Genomic DNA, 16,260 nt, shown 5'->3' with positions numbered 1-16,260 from the left:
TCACTCGCCCTCCCGCATGGGCACGCGGACGCCGCGCTCCGCCGCGACCTCCGCCGCGTGCTCGTAGCCCGCGTCGACGTGCCGGATGACGCCCATCGCCGGGTCGTTGGTGAGGACGCGCTCGATCTTCCGCGCGGCCAGCTCGGTGCCGTCGGCGACGCAGACCTGGCCCGCGTGGATGGAGCGGCCCATGCCGACGCCGCCGCCGTGGTGCAGAGAGACCCAGGACGCACCGGACGCCGTGTTGACCAGGGCGTTCAGGAGCGGCCAGTCGGCGATCGCGTCGGAGCCGTCCTTCATGGCCTCGGTCTCGCGGTACGGGGAGGCCACCGAGCCCGAGTCGAGGTGGTCGCGGCCGATCACGACGGGGGCCGACAGTTCGCCGGACGCCACCATCTCGTTGAACTTGAGGCCGGCCAGGTGGCGCTCGCCGTAGCCGAGCCAGCAGATGCGCGCCGGGAGGCCCTCGAAGGAGATGCGCTCGGCGGCCATGTCGAGCCAGCGGTGCAGGTGCTTGTTCTCCGGGAACAGCTCCTTGATCGCGGCGTCCGTCTTGCGGATGTCCTCCGGGTCGCCGGACAGCGCGGCCCAGCGGAACGGGCCGAGGCCCTCCTCGAACAGCGGGCGGATGTGCGCCGGGACGAAGCCGGGGAAGTCGAAGGCCCGGTCGTAGCCGGCCTTGCGGGCCTCGTCACGGATGGAGTTGCCGTAGTCGAAGACCTCGGCGCCCTTGTCCAGGAAGCCGACCATCGCCTCCACGTGCAGGCGCATCGAGTGGCGGGCCTTGTCGGTGAAGCCGGCCGGGTCCGCCTCGCGCTCCTTGTCCCAGTCCTCGACCGGGATGCCGACGGGCAGGTAGGCGAGCGGGTCGTGGGCCGAGGTCTGGTCGGTGACGATGTCGATCGGGGCGTCGCGGCGCAGCAGCTCGGGGAAGACCTCGGCGGCGTTGCCGACGACGCCGATGGACAGGGCGCGGCGCTCGTCGCGGGCCTTGAGGGCCAGCTCAAGGGCGTGGTCGAGGTCGTCGGCCTTGACGTCCAGGTAGCGGGTGCCGATGCGGCGGTCGATGCGGGTCTCGTCGACGTCGACGCAGAGGGCGACGCCCTCGTTCATGGTGACGGCCAGCGGCTGGGCGCCGCCCATGCCGCCGACACCGGCGGTCAGGGTGATCGTCCCGGCGAGCGTGCCGTCGAACTTCTTGCGGGCGACCGCGCCGAACGTCTCGTACGTGCCCTGGACGATGCCCTGCGAGCCGATGTAGATCCACGAGCCGGCCGTCATCTGGCCGTACATGGTGAGGCCCTCGGACTCCAGCTTGCGGAACTCCTCCCAGTTGGCCCAGTCGCCGACCAGGTTGGAGTTGGCGAGGAGCACGCGCGGCGCCCACTCGTTGGTGCGCAGCACGCCGACCGGCTTACCGGACTGGACGAGGAGGGTCTCGTCGGACTCCAGCGTCTTCAGCGTGCGCACGATCGCGTCGAACGCCTCCCAGGACCGGGCCGCCTTGCCGGTGCCGCCGTACACGACGAGCTTGTCGGGGTGCTCGGCCACCTCGGCGTCGAGGTTGTTCATGAGCATCCGCAGGGCGCCCTCCTGCTGCCACCCCAGGGTGTTGAGCTCGGTGCCGCGCGGGGCTCGTACGGGGCGGGGTCCTGACATCGACGGCCTCCTGGGGTGCGTACGCATGGTGATGTTGTTATTCACATCCTTGCTCGCTGAATAGACCTAGTCAACACCCCCGCCGGAAGGCGGCACCGATACGCAAGGCCCCGCGAGGCCGTGACAAGGGGTCGCGGGCGCGCGCGGGCAGGCGTGGGTGACCGTTCACGATCGAGTGGGGTCGGTTTCGGCGCGGGGTCTGAGCGCGTCGGCGTCATCCGGCCGACGTCGTGCTCGCACGGCGGAGCGCGAGGCGCGTCCCAGGGAGCAACTAACTGATCTTTCCCGCCGGTTGGCGGATTCTAGTCCTCAGTACGCATGTTCCACTGGAAAATGCCAGAACGCTCACCAGGTATCCGTACGGTGCGTAGCGTCTGCGTCACATCAGCACCAAGGATGCACGGATGCGACGTACAAGGTGGGGGATTCAGGCGTGCCCGGAATCGACGAGTGTCTCCTCGAAGCCATGCGGCTGCCCGGAGCACGAGGCGCCTCGGTGGTCGACTGGACCAGTGGACTCGCCCTGGGCACCGTCGGCGAGTCCCCCAACGGCGACCACGAGGCCACCGCCGCCGAGGCCGCCGAGGTCGCCCGGCTGACCGCCGAACACCGCGCGTTCGCGCCCGCCGACGGCGCGGACTGGACGGTGAACGGCGCGGAGCCGCCCGTCGAGGACGTCATCATCACCAGCCGGGACGGCTACCACCTGCTGCGTTTCGTACGGACCAGCTTCGACAGCAGCGTCTTCCTGCACCTGTGGCTCGACCGGTCCGACGGCAATCTGGCTCTCGCCCGGCTGCGCCTCGGCGACCTCGCGGACCGGCTGGTGCTGGGATGACCTCTCGCGCGGGCGTCTCCCCGATGCTGCACCGGCTGGCCGCCGAGCGGGCGACCGGGGCGCTGATACGCGAGCACGGCACGCTCTACCTGGAGGACGGCCGGGTCGTGCACGCGGAGTCGCCCGCGACACCCGGCATGGACGTCCTGCTGACCGCGAACGGCGTGATCCCCGCCGACGGCTGGTGGGAGGCCGTCGACCAGGCGGGCGCGGGGCGACGCGTCGGCCGCTACCTCGTCGAGCAGGGCCGGCTCTCCGACGGCGCGCTCGAACTGTGCCACCTGGGCGCGGTGTTCGACGCCGCGTACTTCACCCTCGCGCCCAGCAGCGGGCCGACCCGGTTCCGGTACGGGGTGGCGCACTGGTTCGGGACCGTGCGGCCGGTGCCGGTGGAGGCCGTGGAGCGGGAGACGCTGCGCCGCAGGGACCTGCTCCAGCGGATCTGGCCGGAGCCGGACACCGACACGGCTCCGCTGACCCGCACCGAGGACGGCGGGGAGCGGGTGCCCTCGCGCAGACAGCTCGTGCTCGACCTGGTCGACGGGGCGCGCACCGCCTCCCAGATCGCGCTCACCCTGGGCCGCCCCGCGTTCCACACCCTCGTGGACCTGCGCCGCCTCGCTTCCGGCGGCCTGGTCTCCCCCGCCGCCCCCGACCCCGCGTCCGTCCCGGACTGGATCACGCGGCACGCGGACGTCGACGACCCCGATGTGGCCCTGCTGCGCCGGCTGCGGGCCGCCCTGGAGGCGCTGTGATCCGCCGTCGCCAGAGTGCCGAACGGCCTTCGCGAAAGCCTTCCGAAAGGAGACCACCCATGGTCGACGAGGCCGAACTCCTCGCCGAGCTCCAGCGGTTGAGAGTCCGTGTGCCCCAGCTGACCGGGGCGCTCGCGGCCAGCGTCGACGGTCTCGTCCTGGCCCAGGACACCCCCGGCATCGAACCGGAGGGCGTCGCCGCGCTGACCGCCGCGGCCCTCGGCGTCGCCCAGCGCCTGGCCGACGCCACGGAACAGGGCGCCTTCCGGGAGCTCCTGGTGCGCGGCACGGACGGCTATGTCGCCACGTACGCCGCCGGGGAGGCCGCCGTCCTCACCCTGCTCGCCGAGGACCGGGTGAACGTGGGGCGGCTCCATCTGGAGGGGCGCAGGGCCGGGACGCGGATCGGCGAACTCGTCACGACCGCGGCCCGCTCCGAAGCGGCGGCCAAGGAGTCCGCCCTGCGGGCCAGGGGCCGGGCCCGCGCCCGCACCACGCCCGCCACACCCGCGCTCCCGGTCCGCACGCCCAAGACACCGACCTTGCCCGAACAGCCCAACCCGCAGGCGGGCACGGCCCATTGAGGCCGGACGGCCCGCACCGACCCGTACCGCACGGACCACGTCAGTAATCCAGGAAAGGACCCACCATGGCCACCACCGAAGCCGCACTGAAAGACGCCATCGCCTCCATCGAAGGCGCCTCGGCCGCTGCCCTCGTCGACTACACGAGCGGGATGGCACTAGGCACCATCGGCGGTTCCAAGAGCTTCGACCTGGAGGTCGCGGCCGCCGGCAACACCGACGTCGTGCGTTCCAAGCTGCGCACCATGGAGCACCTCGGCATCAAGGACGAGATCGAGGACATCCTCATCACGCTCGGCACCCAGTACCACCTGATCCGGCTGCTGAAGGGCCGCGGTGGCAACGGCCTGTTCCTGTACCTGGTCCTGGACTCGTCCCGGGCCAACCTGGCGATGGCCCGCCACCAGCTGAAGAAGATCGAGGCCGAGTTGGAGGTCTGAGCCCTCCGACGCGTCAGCGACGCCGTGCCCCTCCGGGCGCGGCGTCGCCCGCTGCCGTGCCGGTGACCCGGTACCCCTTGACCTGCTTGCCGACGGGGGCGCCCGCGCGGGGGCCGAGCCAGTCGACGCGCACCCACACCAAGGACGCGTCGCGGTGTTCGCGCCGCCCCAGCCAGGCCGCCTTCCACCACAGGCCGGCACCCGCGCCCGCCAGGGCCATACCGCCGGCCGCGGGCACGGCGAAGGCCGAGCCGAGCGCGGCGAGGAACGCGAGGACCAGCCACCAGCGGTGCCCGCGCCGCCAGTTCCGTACGGTGACGCCCCGGTCCTGGAGGACGTCGAACCTGCCCGCGCGGGAGGCTCCGCGGGTCAGTCGCTCGTAGCGCCTCCTACGGCAGTACGCCACCGCGACGGCGACCGCGAAGAAGAGGACGGCGCCCGCGAGGACCCCGATCCGCCGCCCCGTGAGACCGCCGGGCAGCAGCCCGATCCCGGCCGCGAACAGCCCGAGCCACCACAGCGGCGCGGCTCCGGCCCGCACCACCACTGCCGTCCTGACCAGCCCTTGCGCTCCACGCGTCACGCCGCGACTCCCTCCGTCGGCGCGGAACGCTAGCGCGGGCCCGTGAACGACGGCTGAGGGAAACCTGAGGGGTTTCTGAGAGCGCCCTCAGGCCGTCGTCGCCGCCCAGCTGCCGAGCAGCCGCAGCCGCTCCTCCGTCACGGAGCCGGGTTCGGGCGTGTAGACGACGAGCGACTGGTCCGGATCGCCGGACACCGTCAACGTCTCGTAGGGCAGGGAGAGTTCACCGGCCACGGGGTGCGTCACGCGCTTCGCCCCGTACGTCTTCTCCTTGACCTGATGGTCGGCCCACAGGCGTCGGAAGTCCTCGTCGGCCAGCGACAACTCGCCGACGAGCGTGGCCAGTCGGGGGTCCTTGGGGTGCAGGCCCGCGTCCAGGCGCAGGAAGGCGACCGTCTCGGCGGCGACGGCATGCCACTCCGGGTACAGGGCGCGCGCGTCCGGGTTGAGGAAGACCTGGCGCGGCATGTTGCGCTCCTCGGGGGCCATCGCGGAGAAGCCGATGAGGGCGTCGGCGAGCGCGTTCCACGCGAGGACGTCCATGCGGCGGCCGAGCACGAACGCCGGGGCCTTCTCGATCGTGGCGAGCAGCAGCTTCAGGCCGGGGCGGACCTGCTGCCCGGCGGGGCGCCGACGCCGGGGCACGGAGTCCGGCCGCGCCACCGACCGCAGGTAGGCCGTCTCGGTGTCGTCGAGCCGCAGCACCCGGGCGATCGCGTCGAGCACGGAGTCCGAGACGGAGGGGCCGCGGCCCTGTTCCAGGCGGATGTAGTAGTCGACGCTGACCCCGGCCAGCTGCGCGACCTCCTCGCGCCGCAGCCCCGGCACCCGGCGCCGTCCGTGTCCGGGCAGGCCGACCTCCTCCGGCTGGATCCGGGCCCGCCGCGAGCGCAGGAAGTCCCCCACGCCGCCTCTGTCGTCGAGCTCGCTCACGCGGTCCTTGGTCATACGGTCGATCCTAGGGACCCCGCCGGTGGGGATCCTGGTACTGGTGGACCCAGGAAAAGCTCTGCTCTGGGTAAGGCGCCCGCCGCGCACCACGCTGATGCCCATGACGAACCCGTACGAGAACCTGAACGCCCGCACCGCACTGATCACCGGCGCCGCCAGCGGCATGGGCGAGGCCACGGCCCGGCTGCTCGCCGCGCACGGCGCCCGCGTCGCCCTCCTCGCCCGCCGCGCCGACCGCCTCACCGAACTCGCCGCGAAGATCGAGGCGGACGGCGGCCGGGCCCTCGTCGTCCCGGCCGACCTCACCGACCAGGCATCCGTGGACGCGGCGGCGGAGCGCGTGCACACCGCGTTCGGCCCGGTCGACCTGGTGGTGAACGCCGCCGGGGTGATGCTGCCCAACCCCGTCACCGACGGCCGCGCCGACGAGTGGCAGCGGATGCTGGACACGAACGTCACGGGCGCGCTGCGCGTCATCCGCGCCTTCGTCCCCGATCTGACCGCCGCCGCGCGCGCCGGGCGCACCGCGGACCTGGTGAACATCTCGTCGATCGGCGCGCACGTCCCGTTCCCGAACTACGCGGTGTACGGCGCCACGAAGGCGGCCCTGACGTATCTGTCGCAGTCCCTGCGCACGGAGCTGGGCCCGCTCGACGTCCGCGTCACCAACATCGAACCGGGCCTGACCGACACCGAGCTGGCCTCGCACGTCGACAACGCCGAGCTCTCCGGGCAGCTGGACGGCATGTTCGAGGCGCTCATCGGCCTCACGTCGCACGACATCGCGGACCTCATCGCGTACACGACGAGCCGCCCCCGGCACGTGAACCTGCGCCAGGTGATCGCCCTCCCGACCCGCCAGGCATGAGCTCGGACAGGCTCTAGTCCTCCCAGTCGCGCTCGCGCCGCTCGCGCCGGGCGGGGGCCCAGCGCAGCGTGTGCAGCGCGTTCACACCGACGATGCCGGCCCAGGCGATGAGCAGGCCGGGCACCTCCGCGTTGACCGCGGCGATCGCGGAGAGCGGGATGGCGAGGACGAGGGAGACGACGGCGAACCCGAAGCGCTCGCCCCAGCTGTCGGCGCCGGGACCCTGGCCGCCGCGGCTGCCGCGGGCGACGACCATCTGCTGCTCGGCCAGTTGCCGGCGCACCCGCCGGTCCACGACCGAGTCGAGCCGCTGCTCGACCTTGTCGACGAAGGAGTCCACGAGCGCGGACTCGTACTCCTCACCGAGCTCCCTGCGGGCATGCAGGGTGGCGTCGAGTTCCTTCTTCAGTTCGGCGTCACGTGCCTGTTCGCGGGCTTCCATACCCGTCCACGTTACGCAGCGCCGGCGCCCGTGACAGTGGGGCTAACCCCCCTCTTGCCCGGCTCGTCCGGTGTCCCCAGGATCGTGCGCTCCGGCACGTGCGAGGTGTCGCGCCGGGCGAGCGCCCAGTACAGGACGGCCGGGACGACGAGGCCCACGATCCACGACACGTCGGCGCCGCCGAGCGGCTCGACCAGTGGACCGGTGTAGAAGTGCGTGGCCAGGAACGGCAGCTGGGCGAGGACACCGACCGCGTAGACGACGAGCGCGTCCCAGCGCCAGGCCCCGTACCGGCCGCGGGGGTCGGCGAGGGCCGGGATGTCGTACCGCTCCTTGGAGATCAGGTAGTAGTCGACGAGGTTGACGGCCGACCACGGTGTGAAGAACGTCAGCAGGAACAGCAGGAAGTCCTTGAACGACGCCAGGAAGCTGTCCTTGCCGACGAGGGCGACAGCGGTACCCGCGACCATGATGAGCGCGATGTAGACGGCGCGGCCGCGCTGCGACAGGGCCCGCTGCCCGCGGAACCCGCTGATGCCCGTCACCATCGACATGAAGCCGCCGTACGTGTTGAGCACGTTGATGGTGAGCTTGCCGAGCGCGATCACGAAGTAGAAGAACGACGCGACGAGTCCGGCGCCGCCGAGCGAGACGACGTACCCGACCTGGTTGTCGAGGAACGCGCCGCCCGAGGAGGCCGCGACCAGCACACCGAACGTCATCGACCACTGCGAGCCGATCGCCGAACCGGACAGCGTCCACCAGAAGGTGGCCTTGGCGCTGGTGTCACGCGGCAGGTAGCGCGAGTAGTCGGCGACGTACGGGCCGAAGGCGAGCTGCCACGACGCCGACAGGGAGACGGCGAGCAGGAACATCGGCAGCGAGAAGTGCGCGTCGCCGAGCAGGTCGCCGAGGTCGACGCGGTCGAGCAGCCGGACGCCGAGGTAGACGAAGGCGAGCGCGCAGACGACGCTGGCGACCCGGCCCAGGATGTGGATGACGCGGTAGCCGACGGCCGCCATGACGGCCGTGACGACGGCGAACAGCACGATGCCGGTCGCGTCGTTCGTGTGCGTCAGCTCGGCCGTCGCCTGCCCGGCGAGCACGCTGCCGGACGCGAAGAACCCGACGTACATGAGGATCACGAGGAGCAGCGGTACGACGGCGCCCTTGACGCCGAACTGGGCCCGCGACTGGATCATCTGCGGCAGCCCGAGCTTGGGCCCCTGCGCGGAGTGCAGCGCCATGACGGCGCCGCCGAGCAGGTTGCCGAGCACGAGGCCGGCCAGCGACCAGACCACGTCGCCGCCGAAGACGACGGCGAGCGCGCCGGTGACGACGGCCGTGATCTGGAGGTTCGCGCCGAGCCAGAGCGTGAACTGGTGGAAGGCGCGCCCGTGCCGCTCGCTGTCGGGGACGACGTCGATGGAGTGCTTCTCCACTACCGCTGCCATGGGTTCCTCCTACTTCTTGGCCAGGCCGTGCTGCGCCGCGTAGTCGTTGGCGACGTCCTCGGGGTCCTTCTTGTCCTTGTCGACGAGCCGGTTGAGCTCGGTGAGCTGCTCGGTCGTCAGGACGTTGCCGAGGCGCGCGAGGGCCTTGCGGACCGTCGAGTCGGCCTTGCGGTCGGCGATCAGCGGGACGATGTGCTGGCCGGGGACGAGGTTCTTCGGGTCGGTGAGGACGACCCAGTCGTTGGCGGCGATGTCGGTGTCGGTGGTGAACAGGTTCGCCACGTCCACATCGCCCTTCTTCAGGGCGCCCTTGACCAACGGCCCCGAGGAGTCGAGGGACTTGAACTCCTTGAACTCGACGCCGTACACGTCCTTGAGGCCGACGGCGCCCACCTGCCGCTTCTTGACCTCGGGCGCGGCGCCGATGACGAGCTCGCCGTTGTGCTTCGCCAGGTCGGCGAGGGACGTGAGGTGGTACTTCTTCGCGGTCTGCCGGGTGACGACGAACGCGTCCGAGTCCTCGGCCATCCCGTACGGGAGGATCTGGAGGCCCGCCGGGAGGGCCATGGCGAGCGCGTTCTGCATCTCGCCCTCCTCGGTGGCGGTGGCCTTCGGCGCGAGGTAGTGCAGGAGGGCGCCCTGGTACTCGGGCAGCAGGTCGATGTCCCCGCCCTTGAGCGCGGGGATGAGGATCTCGCGGGTGCCGAGGTTGGGCCGCACGGTGGTCTTCACCCCGGCCGCTTCGAGCACGGCCGCGTACAGATACCCGAGGACCTGGTTCTCGGTGAAGTTGGCGGTGCCGATGGTGACGCCGCCCTTGCTGGACCCGGCGCCGGAACCGCCCGAGCCGCCGGCGCCGTCGAGGGAGGTGATGCCGCCGGAGCAGGCCGTGACGGCGGGGACCGCGGCCGCGGCGAACAGGCCGCCGAGGAGGGTACGTCGGTTCATCTGGGGCGCTCCTAGGCGGACTTGAGGGGGGCGGGGCCGGTGGGCCGGTGACGGAAGAGGAGTCGCTGGAGCCCGGACAGGGCCAGGTCGAGGACGACGGCGACGAGCGCGACGAGGACGGCGCCGCCGAGCACCTGCACGAGATCGCGCTGGGCGAGCCCGTCGAAGACGTAGCGGCCGAGACCGCCGAAGGAGACGTACGCGGCGATGGTGGCGGTCGCGACGACCTGGATGAGGGCGAGCCGCAGACCGGTCATGACGAGCGGCAGCGCGAGCGGCAACTCGACCTGGAGGAGGACCTGGTGGCCGCGCATGCCCTGGCCGCGCGCGGCGTCCTTCACCTCGGCGTCGACGGCGGTCATCCCCGCGTACGTGTTCGTCACGATGGACGGCACGGCGAGCGCGACGAGGGCGATGTACACGGGCCACATCGACAGGCCGCTCGCGAGGAACACGAGCACGACGAGGCCGACGGTCGGCAGCGCGCGGCCGAACGACGACAGGTTGATGGCGAGGAAGGCGCCGCGCCCGGTGTGCCCGATGAGCAGGCCGACGGGCAGCGCGATCGCGGCGGCGATGAGCGTGGCGAGAAGCGAGTACTGGAGGTGTTCGGCGAGCCGGTGCGCGATGCCGTCGGACCCGGCCCACTGCTCGCCGCTGACCAGCCACGCGCCCAGGTTCTTGAGGAGTTCGTACATGGCGGTTCAGGCCTTCCGGGTACGGGGCCGGGCCCACGGCGTGAGCAGCCGCTGCACGCCGACCAGGGCCGCGTCGGCGACGAGCGCGAGCAGCAGCGTAAGAACGACGCCGACGATGACCGGGGTCGGGAAGTTCCGCTGGAACCCGTCGGTGAACAGCTGGCCGAGGCCGCCGTCCCCGATGTACGTGGCCACCGAGACCAGGGAGATGGCCATCACGGTGGCGATCCGGACGCCCGCCATGATGACCGGCAGGGCGAGCGGCAGCTCGACGGTGAGCAGCGTGCGCAGCGGCCGCGTGCCCATGGCCTTGGCGGCTTCCTTCGTCTTGTGCGGTACGGAGTCGAGTCCCTCGACGGTGTTCCGCAGCAGCACGACGAGGGTGTAGATCGTCAGGCCGATGACGGTGGTGGTGCGGGTGAGCCCGGACACCGGGAGCAGCAGGACGAACACGGCGATGGACGGGATGGTGAACAGGACGTTCGACAGCCCGAGGAGGAAGCCGCGCAGGGGCCGCACGCGGTGCGCGAGGACGGCGAGCGGCAGGGAGATGAGCAGCCCGAACAGGACGGCGGTGAGGGCGGCTTGAAGATGGGACACGGAGAGACTGACAAGGTCGCCCTTGTGCTCCCCGATCCAGGACCAGTCGACACTCATGCCAGGTCCTTCGCAGCCGCATCGTCAAACCCCGCGGACTTGTCGACGGCGGGGTCCGAATCTTCAAGCCCCTGCGGCGATTGAGCAGCGGGGTCCGGGGCGGAGACCCGAGACGGCACGCCCGACAGGGCAGCAGCATGAGCGGCCCCGGCCCGCTGATGGATGTCGTCCCGGGACGAGACACCGGTCAACACCCCTTCCGCATCGACGCGGGCGACGAGCCCGACCGGCGAAGCGACCGACTCGTTCAGCGCCGAGAGCAGTGAATCCCCGTCCCGCAAAGCCCGTACGGGCGTCTCGGCCTCCCCGGCCCGCCAGGCGACGGGCCGCCGCGACGCGTCGAGGACCAGCTCCCAGGAACCGCCCTCGGGTGCGGGACCCTGCGGCACATCCGCCAGCGTCGACAACGACAACAGCTTCAGCCCCCGCTCGGCCCCGAGGAAGTCGGCGACGAAGCTGTCCACAGGCCGGGCGAGCAGCTCCGCCGGCGGAGCGCACTGCACCAGATGCCCGCCCTCGCGGAACACGGCTATGCGGTCGCCGAGCCGCACCGCCTCGTCGATGTCGTGCGTGACGAAGACGATGGTCTTGTTCAAGTCCTTCTGGAGCCGCAGGAGTTCGTCCTGGAGCTGGGTGCGCACGACGGGGTCGACGGCACCGAACGGCTCGTCCATGAGGAGCACCGGCGGGTCCGCGGCGAGTGCCCGCGCGACACCGACGCGCTGCTGCTGCCCGCCGGAGAGCTGGTGCGGGTAGCGCTTGCCCATCTCGGCGGAGAGCCCGACGCGCTCCAGGAGGTCACCGGCCGCGGCCCGCGCCTTCTTGCGGCCCCAGCCGAGCAGCAGCGGCACGGTGGCGATGTTGTCGAGGACGGTGCGGTGCGGGAACAGGCCGGCCTGCTGGATGACGTAGCCGATGGAGCGCCGCAGCTCGGCAGCGTCCTGGTCGAGGACGTCACGCCCGCCGACGCGGATCGTGCCGGAGGTGGGCTCGACCATCCGGTTGATCATCCGGAGGCTGGTCGTCTTGCCGCAGCCCGAGGAGCCCACGAAGACGGTCACACCCCCTTCCGGCATGTCGAGCGAGAGATCGTGCACCGCTGTCGTGCCGTTCGGGAATCGTTTGTGGACCGCTTCGAACTGGATCATGGAGCGCCTCTGGAGTCCTCTTGCCCGTCCTGCATATCGTCATGCAGAGTTCTTGGTGCGTGAATAACTTGTCAATGCTCCCGCGTAAATCACCGGTAAATCCCCTCACGGGGACCGAACTCTGAGACGCGGACGCCCCCTTGGTGGCTTTTTGTCACCTTCGCCACCTTTCGAGGAGGAGCAGCGCATGGTGCCCCACCCCGTCGTCGTGCTCGACGGCCACGGCCTCCCGGTCGCCGACGTAGTCCGCCTCGCCGACGCGACGGCCCGGCCGGTCCCCGGCACGGACGCGATGAAGCGGGTCGAGGAGTCCTGGAACGCCGCCCGCGAGATCGCCGCGTGGGGCAGGGTCTACGGCCGCTCCACCGGCGTCGGCGCCAACCGCAGCGAGGACGTCCCCACCGAGGCCGCCGCCGACCACGGCCTGCGCCTGCTGCGCAGCCACGCGGGCGCGATCGGCGCCGAACTGCCCGAACGCGAGGTACGGGCCATGCTCGCCGTCCGCGCCAACCAGCTCCTCGCCGGCGGCGCGGGACTGCGCCCCACCGTCGTCACCGCCCTGTGCGAGGCCCTGGAGAACGGCGCGCACCCCGCCGTCAACGAACACGGCTCCGTCGGCACCGGCGACATCGCACCCCTGGCCCAGATGGGCCTCGCCCTCGCGGGCGAACACCCGTGGCGCGGCAAGGGCACCCCGCCGCAGGCCCAACCCCTGGACAACAACGACGCGTTGGCCCTGATCTCCTCGAACGCCCTCACCCTCGGTCAGTCCGCGCTCGCCCTGGACGAACTGCGCACCCTGCTGAACGCCACCCAACTCGTCGCCGCCCTCAGCCTGTTGGCCACCGACGGCTCCTACGAGGCCTACGCGCTCCCGGTGCACGAGGCCCGCCGCCACAAGGGCTCGTACGACGTGGCCGCCCGGATGCGCGAGATCCTGGGCGCCGCCGACCGGCCCACACCGCCGCTCGGCCGCATCCAGGACCCGTACGGCTTCCGCTGCGTCCCCCAGATCCACGGCCCGGCGGCCGACGCGGCCGACGCCCTCGAAGACGTCCTCACGGTCGAGATCAACGCCGCCGCCGAGAACCCCCTCATCTCCCCCGAGGACATGGCCGCGTACCACCACGGCGGCTTCTACATGGCCCAACTCGCGCTCGCCCTGGACCACTTCAGGCTCTCCGTCACCCAGGTCGCCCGCCTGTCCACCTCACGCCTGTCCACCCTCAACGAACCCGCGTACACCCGCCTGCGCCCCTTCCTCGCGGACGGCGAACCCGCGTCGTCCGGCGTCATGATCCTGGAGTACGCGGCGGGCGCGGCCCTCGGCGACCTGCGCGCCTTCTCCGCCCCCGCCTCGCTCGGCCACGCCGTCCTGTCCCGGGGCGTCGAGGAACAGGCCAGCTTCGCCTCCCTCGCCGCACGCCAGACGCTGCGCCTGTGCACCGCGTACCGGCAGGTCGTGGGGTGCGAACTCGTCGCGGCGGTACGGGCGTTGCGCCAGCGCGACCTGCGCCCCGACCCCGACCTCCCCGTGGGCCGCGCCTTCGACCTCGCCGACGCGGAACTCTCACCCGACCTGGCGGACCGCCCGCTCACCCAGGACGTGGCACGAGCCGCGTCCTTGCTGGAGCGCTTGATGACCTGAGCAACTACCCTTGCTCCACTGGACATTGGGCATGGGGGGCCGATGGACATGACGAAGACGCAGGGGCAGCCGGGGCCGGAGCCGGCCACCGACGCGACACAGCGGACCCTGACCGAGTATCGGCGCAGGTCACTCGCATCAGTGGCTTTCGGCGCGGTCATGGCCCTGATCGGTGCGGGGTTGTCGGCCTGGGCGGACGAGCCGTCGGATGCCCTGACCGTGGTGGGCATGGTCACGCTCGTGGGCGGGCTCCTGTCCCTCCTCCACACCCACCGCATGCGGCGCACCCTGAAGACCCACCCCTGGGCCCACCGCCTCGTCGAGGTGCACCGAGACCACGTGATCGTCCTGCGCGACCCGGCGTCGGACATCCGGATCCACCTCAAAGCCACCCGGAACAACCCCGCCCGCCGCCCGACGGAGAACGGCCCGCTGTGGTGGTCAGGCACCCCCGAACACGGCGGCGTCCTGTCCACCCCCGGCGGCGACACCCTCACGTGGGTGCGCCCCCTCGTGCGACGCCACGCCCGCTACCGCTGGGTCCTGCTGCTCGGCCTGATCGTCGGCGGGCTCGGCGTCGCGGGCTCGACGGCCGCCGACCACGACCCCATGGTCGAGCTGAAGGTGATCGACGACACCACGCAGGCGGGCCCCTGCCGCGTCAGCCTCAAGGACCCGCTGACCCACGAACACCGCACGGCCACCTTCATCTGCGAGGGCCACCGCGACAAGCTCATCCCCGACCTCGAATACGGCTGGGTCGTCTCGTACGGGCCCTGGAAGGGCGACCTCTACAACGCGGACTGGGAGGGCTCCACCGGCAACGACGTCAACGACGGCCTGATCGGCGCCGGCCTCCTCCTCACCGCGGTCGGCGGCATCGGCGGCGCGGTCTCGCACCGCGAACGCCGCCGCTTCCCCGACACGGCACCCACCCGCCGGGACCGCCCGGTCCGCACCCCGTTACCGCGCCGAGCGGCCCGCGCCACACTCGTCGCCACCGCCCGCACCCGACGGACCCTGCGCCGCAGGTCGTGAACGCGCTACAGCTTCCCGAAGGTCACCGCACGCCACGTCCACCCGGCCCCGAGCACCGCGTCCCGCACCGGGTCGGTCAGCTCCGCCGTGTCGAAACGGAAGGTCTCCTCCAGGCGGCGCCCGCCGCCCTCGTCCCGCCCGAACGTCCACTGCCCGCCGACGGTACGACCCTGCCCCCGCCCGTACGCGCGCGACCGGGCGAACCGGGGCGTCCCGTCGACCCAGCTGACCTCCCACTGCTCCTGGAGGGCCCGCACCTCCCGGTCCTCCGGAACCAGCCGCGTCCTGATCCGCACGGTGCGGTCCACGCGCCGGCCCCGGAAGAACCCCCACCAGGCCGGCTCCCGCACCCGCCACTCGGCGACGAACTCCACCTCCTCCTCCGGCGCGGCACCCCGCACGACCCAGGGCACGTCACCCCCGCCCAGCGAGAGCAGCAGCTCCCGCACCTCCTGCGCGGAGCGCGGCGCGACCCCCTCGGCGGGACGCCTCGTGCCGGTCAGCCTCTCCAGAAACCCCATCCCGGCAACGTAGCAACCCAAAGCCTGGCGCCCCCGCCCCCTGCCTGAATAAACTCATGCACAAATCGGCCTCCATGAATGGACCGCCGGGACGGGGAGACATGAGCGAGAGCGAGCACACGAACACGGCGAGCGGCGCCGCCGGACCGGCCGGCCAGGGCGGACACAGCCCGGCCAGCCGCCTCCAGCACCTCTTCGAGGGACACCGCCTCACGCCCACCCAGCGGCGCATCGCGCACTGCATGGTCCGCCGGGCGGCCGACGTCCCGTTCCTCTCCTCGGTGGAACTGGCCGAACTGGCCGGCGTCAGCCAGCCGTCCGTGACCCGGTTCGCCGTCGCCCTCGGCTTCGACGGCTACCCCGCCCTGCGCAAACACCTGCGCGAGGTCGCCCCCACCGAACCGACCACGGCCACCAAGGCCAATGAGTACCAGCAGGCCGTCGAGGCCGAGATCGCCAACCTGCGCCACCTCGCCGACCTCCTCGCCGACCCGGCCCCGGTCGAACGGGCGGGCCGTCTCCTCGCCGCCTCGCCGACCCTGCCCGTCATCGGCCTGCGCGCCGCCGCCTCCCAGGCGTACGGCTTCTCGTACTTCGCGGCGAAGGTCCACCCGGACGTACGCCTGCTCGACGAAGGCGGCACGATGCTCGCCGACCGGATCGACGCGGCGGTCCGCGCCGGAGCCACGACCCTGCTCTGCTTCGCGCTCCCCCGCCACCCCCGCGAGGTCGTCGACGCACTCGCCCACGCCAAATCGGCGGGCCTCACCGTGGTCACCGTCGCCGACTCGGCCTTCGCCCCCGTCGCCAAACACTCCGACCTGCTGCTCCCCGCGGCGGTCGGCACCGGCCTCGCCTTCGACACGGCGTGCGCGCCGATGCTCCTGGGCCGGGTACTCCTGGAAGCGATGTGCGACGGCCTGCCACAGGCCCAGGCCCGCCTGGAGGAGTTCGACGCACGAGCGGCGGAGCGCGGCCTCTTCGTGGAGTAGACCCGCGCGATCCCCGTACGGGGCAGAAGAGTTGCG

At 71.9% G+C, this 16,260-nt stretch carries 18 protein-coding genes; 8 read left to right on the top strand and 10 right to left on the bottom strand.

All coding sequences use genetic code 11. The annotated features are described in order from the left end of the window. Window positions 1-1,659 (bottom strand): urocanate hydratase, encoded by a 1,659-nt coding sequence (gene hutU / locus V2W30_RS23610; RefSeq protein ID WP_338699506.1) that lies wholly within the window; start codon window positions 1,657-1,659, stop codon window positions 1-3. Window positions 1,660-2,092: 433 nt separating this feature from the next. Here hutU and V2W30_RS23605 point away from each other — a divergent pair, with 433 nt between their 5' ends. From V2W30_RS23605 to V2W30_RS23590, 4 genes are all read left to right on the top strand, one after another. Next, window positions 2,093-2,497 carry a hypothetical protein gene (locus V2W30_RS23605; protein WP_338699505.1) on the top strand — a complete coding sequence of 135 codons (405 nt, stop codon included), beginning with the start codon at window positions 2,093-2,095 and terminating at the stop codon, window positions 2,495-2,497. Beyond that, window positions 2,494-3,252, top strand: a complete 759-nt coding sequence (locus V2W30_RS23600) for a DUF4388 domain-containing protein (protein ID WP_338699503.1) — start codon at window positions 2,494-2,496, stop codon at window positions 3,250-3,252. Before V2W30_RS23605 ends, V2W30_RS23600 begins: the two co-directional genes overlap by 4 nt. A 59-nt stretch (window positions 3,253-3,311) precedes the next feature. Continuing rightward, window positions 3,312-3,836 carry a roadblock/LC7 domain-containing protein gene (locus V2W30_RS23595; protein ID WP_338699501.1) on the top strand — a complete coding sequence of 175 codons (525 nt, stop codon included), beginning with the start codon at window positions 3,312-3,314 and terminating at the stop codon, window positions 3,834-3,836. Between the two features lie 65 nt (window positions 3,837-3,901). Then, window positions 3,902-4,276 carry a hypothetical protein gene (locus tag V2W30_RS23590; protein WP_338699499.1) on the top strand — a complete coding sequence of 125 codons (375 nt, stop codon included), beginning with the start codon at window positions 3,902-3,904 and terminating at the stop codon, window positions 4,274-4,276. Window positions 4,277-4,289: 13 nt separating this feature from the next. On the opposite strand, the gene V2W30_RS23585 is transcribed toward V2W30_RS23590, so the two are convergent. After that, window positions 4,290-4,859: a hypothetical protein gene (locus tag V2W30_RS23585; RefSeq protein ID WP_338699498.1), complete on the bottom strand. Its 570-nt coding sequence runs from the start codon at window positions 4,857-4,859 to the stop codon at window positions 4,290-4,292. A gap of 87 nt (window positions 4,860-4,946) precedes the next feature. Next, on the bottom strand, window positions 4,947-5,807 hold the full coding sequence (locus V2W30_RS23580; protein WP_338699497.1) for a helix-turn-helix transcriptional regulator: 861 nt from the start codon (window positions 5,805-5,807) through the stop codon (window positions 4,947-4,949). Between the two features lie 103 nt (window positions 5,808-5,910). Between V2W30_RS23580 and V2W30_RS23575 the strand changes: the two genes are divergently transcribed. After that, window positions 5,911-6,678 carry an SDR family oxidoreductase gene (locus tag V2W30_RS23575; RefSeq protein ID WP_338699495.1) on the top strand — a complete coding sequence of 256 codons (768 nt, stop codon included), beginning with the start codon at window positions 5,911-5,913 and terminating at the stop codon, window positions 6,676-6,678. Window positions 6,679-6,691: 13 nt separating this feature from the next. On the opposite strand, the gene V2W30_RS23570 is transcribed toward V2W30_RS23575, so the two are convergent. The 6 genes from V2W30_RS23570 to V2W30_RS23545 are packed head-to-tail and all read right to left on the bottom strand — an operon-like array spanning window position 6,692 to window position 12,025. Next, window positions 6,692-7,120 carry a hypothetical protein gene (locus V2W30_RS23570; RefSeq protein WP_338699493.1) on the bottom strand — a complete coding sequence of 143 codons (429 nt, stop codon included), beginning with the start codon at window positions 7,118-7,120 and terminating at the stop codon, window positions 6,692-6,694. Between the two features lie 11 nt (window positions 7,121-7,131). Then, window positions 7,132-8,574 (bottom strand): cytosine permease, encoded by a 1,443-nt coding sequence (locus V2W30_RS23565; RefSeq protein ID WP_338699491.1) that lies wholly within the window; start codon window positions 8,572-8,574, stop codon window positions 7,132-7,134. Between the two features lie 9 nt (window positions 8,575-8,583). Then, on the bottom strand, window positions 8,584-9,522 hold the full coding sequence (locus V2W30_RS23560) for an ABC transporter substrate-binding protein (protein ID WP_338699489.1): 939 nt from the start codon (window positions 9,520-9,522) through the stop codon (window positions 8,584-8,586). Between the two features lie 11 nt (window positions 9,523-9,533). Continuing rightward, window positions 9,534-10,220 (bottom strand): ABC transporter permease, encoded by a 687-nt coding sequence (locus tag V2W30_RS23555; RefSeq protein WP_338699487.1) that lies wholly within the window; start codon window positions 10,218-10,220, stop codon window positions 9,534-9,536. A 6-nt stretch (window positions 10,221-10,226) separates the two neighbouring features. Next, on the bottom strand, window positions 10,227-10,877 hold the full coding sequence (locus V2W30_RS23550) for an ABC transporter permease (protein WP_338699484.1): 651 nt from the start codon (window positions 10,875-10,877) through the stop codon (window positions 10,227-10,229). After that, window positions 10,874-12,025 (bottom strand): ABC transporter ATP-binding protein, encoded by a 1,152-nt coding sequence (locus V2W30_RS23545; RefSeq protein WP_338699482.1) that lies wholly within the window; start codon window positions 12,023-12,025, stop codon window positions 10,874-10,876. Before V2W30_RS23545 ends, V2W30_RS23550 begins: the two co-directional genes overlap by 4 nt. 187 nt (window positions 12,026-12,212) lie before the next feature. On the opposite strand from V2W30_RS23545, the gene V2W30_RS23540 reads away from it, so the two are divergent. After that, on the top strand, window positions 12,213-13,673 hold the full coding sequence (locus V2W30_RS23540) for an aromatic amino acid ammonia-lyase (protein WP_338699480.1): 1,461 nt from the start codon (window positions 12,213-12,215) through the stop codon (window positions 13,671-13,673). 48 nt (window positions 13,674-13,721) lie between these two features. Then, window positions 13,722-14,711, top strand: coding sequence for a hypothetical protein (locus V2W30_RS23535; protein ID WP_338699479.1), 990 nt, complete (start codon window positions 13,722-13,724; stop codon window positions 14,709-14,711). A gap of 5 nt (window positions 14,712-14,716) precedes the next feature. Here the strand turns inward: V2W30_RS23535 and V2W30_RS23530 are convergent, their stop codons facing one another. Then, window positions 14,717-15,232 carry a hypothetical protein gene (locus V2W30_RS23530; RefSeq protein WP_338699475.1) on the bottom strand — a complete coding sequence of 172 codons (516 nt, stop codon included), beginning with the start codon at window positions 15,230-15,232 and terminating at the stop codon, window positions 14,717-14,719. Between the two features lie 101 nt (window positions 15,233-15,333). Here V2W30_RS23530 and V2W30_RS23525 point away from each other — a divergent pair, with 101 nt between their 5' ends. Continuing rightward, complete coding sequence (locus tag V2W30_RS23525) at window positions 15,334-16,224, top strand: MurR/RpiR family transcriptional regulator (protein WP_338699474.1); 891 nt, start codon at window positions 15,334-15,336, stop codon at window positions 16,222-16,224. Window positions 16,225-16,260: the final 36 nt, after the last annotated feature.

The sequence above is a fragment of the Streptomyces sp. Q6 genome (genome assembly GCF_036967205.1).
GTDB classification, from domain to species: Bacteria; Actinomycetota; Actinomycetes; order Streptomycetales; family Streptomycetaceae; genus Streptomyces; species Streptomyces citrinus.
The sequence above is the reverse complement of the archived record's forward strand: the minus strand, read 5'-3'. Positions and strand labels throughout refer to the sequence as shown.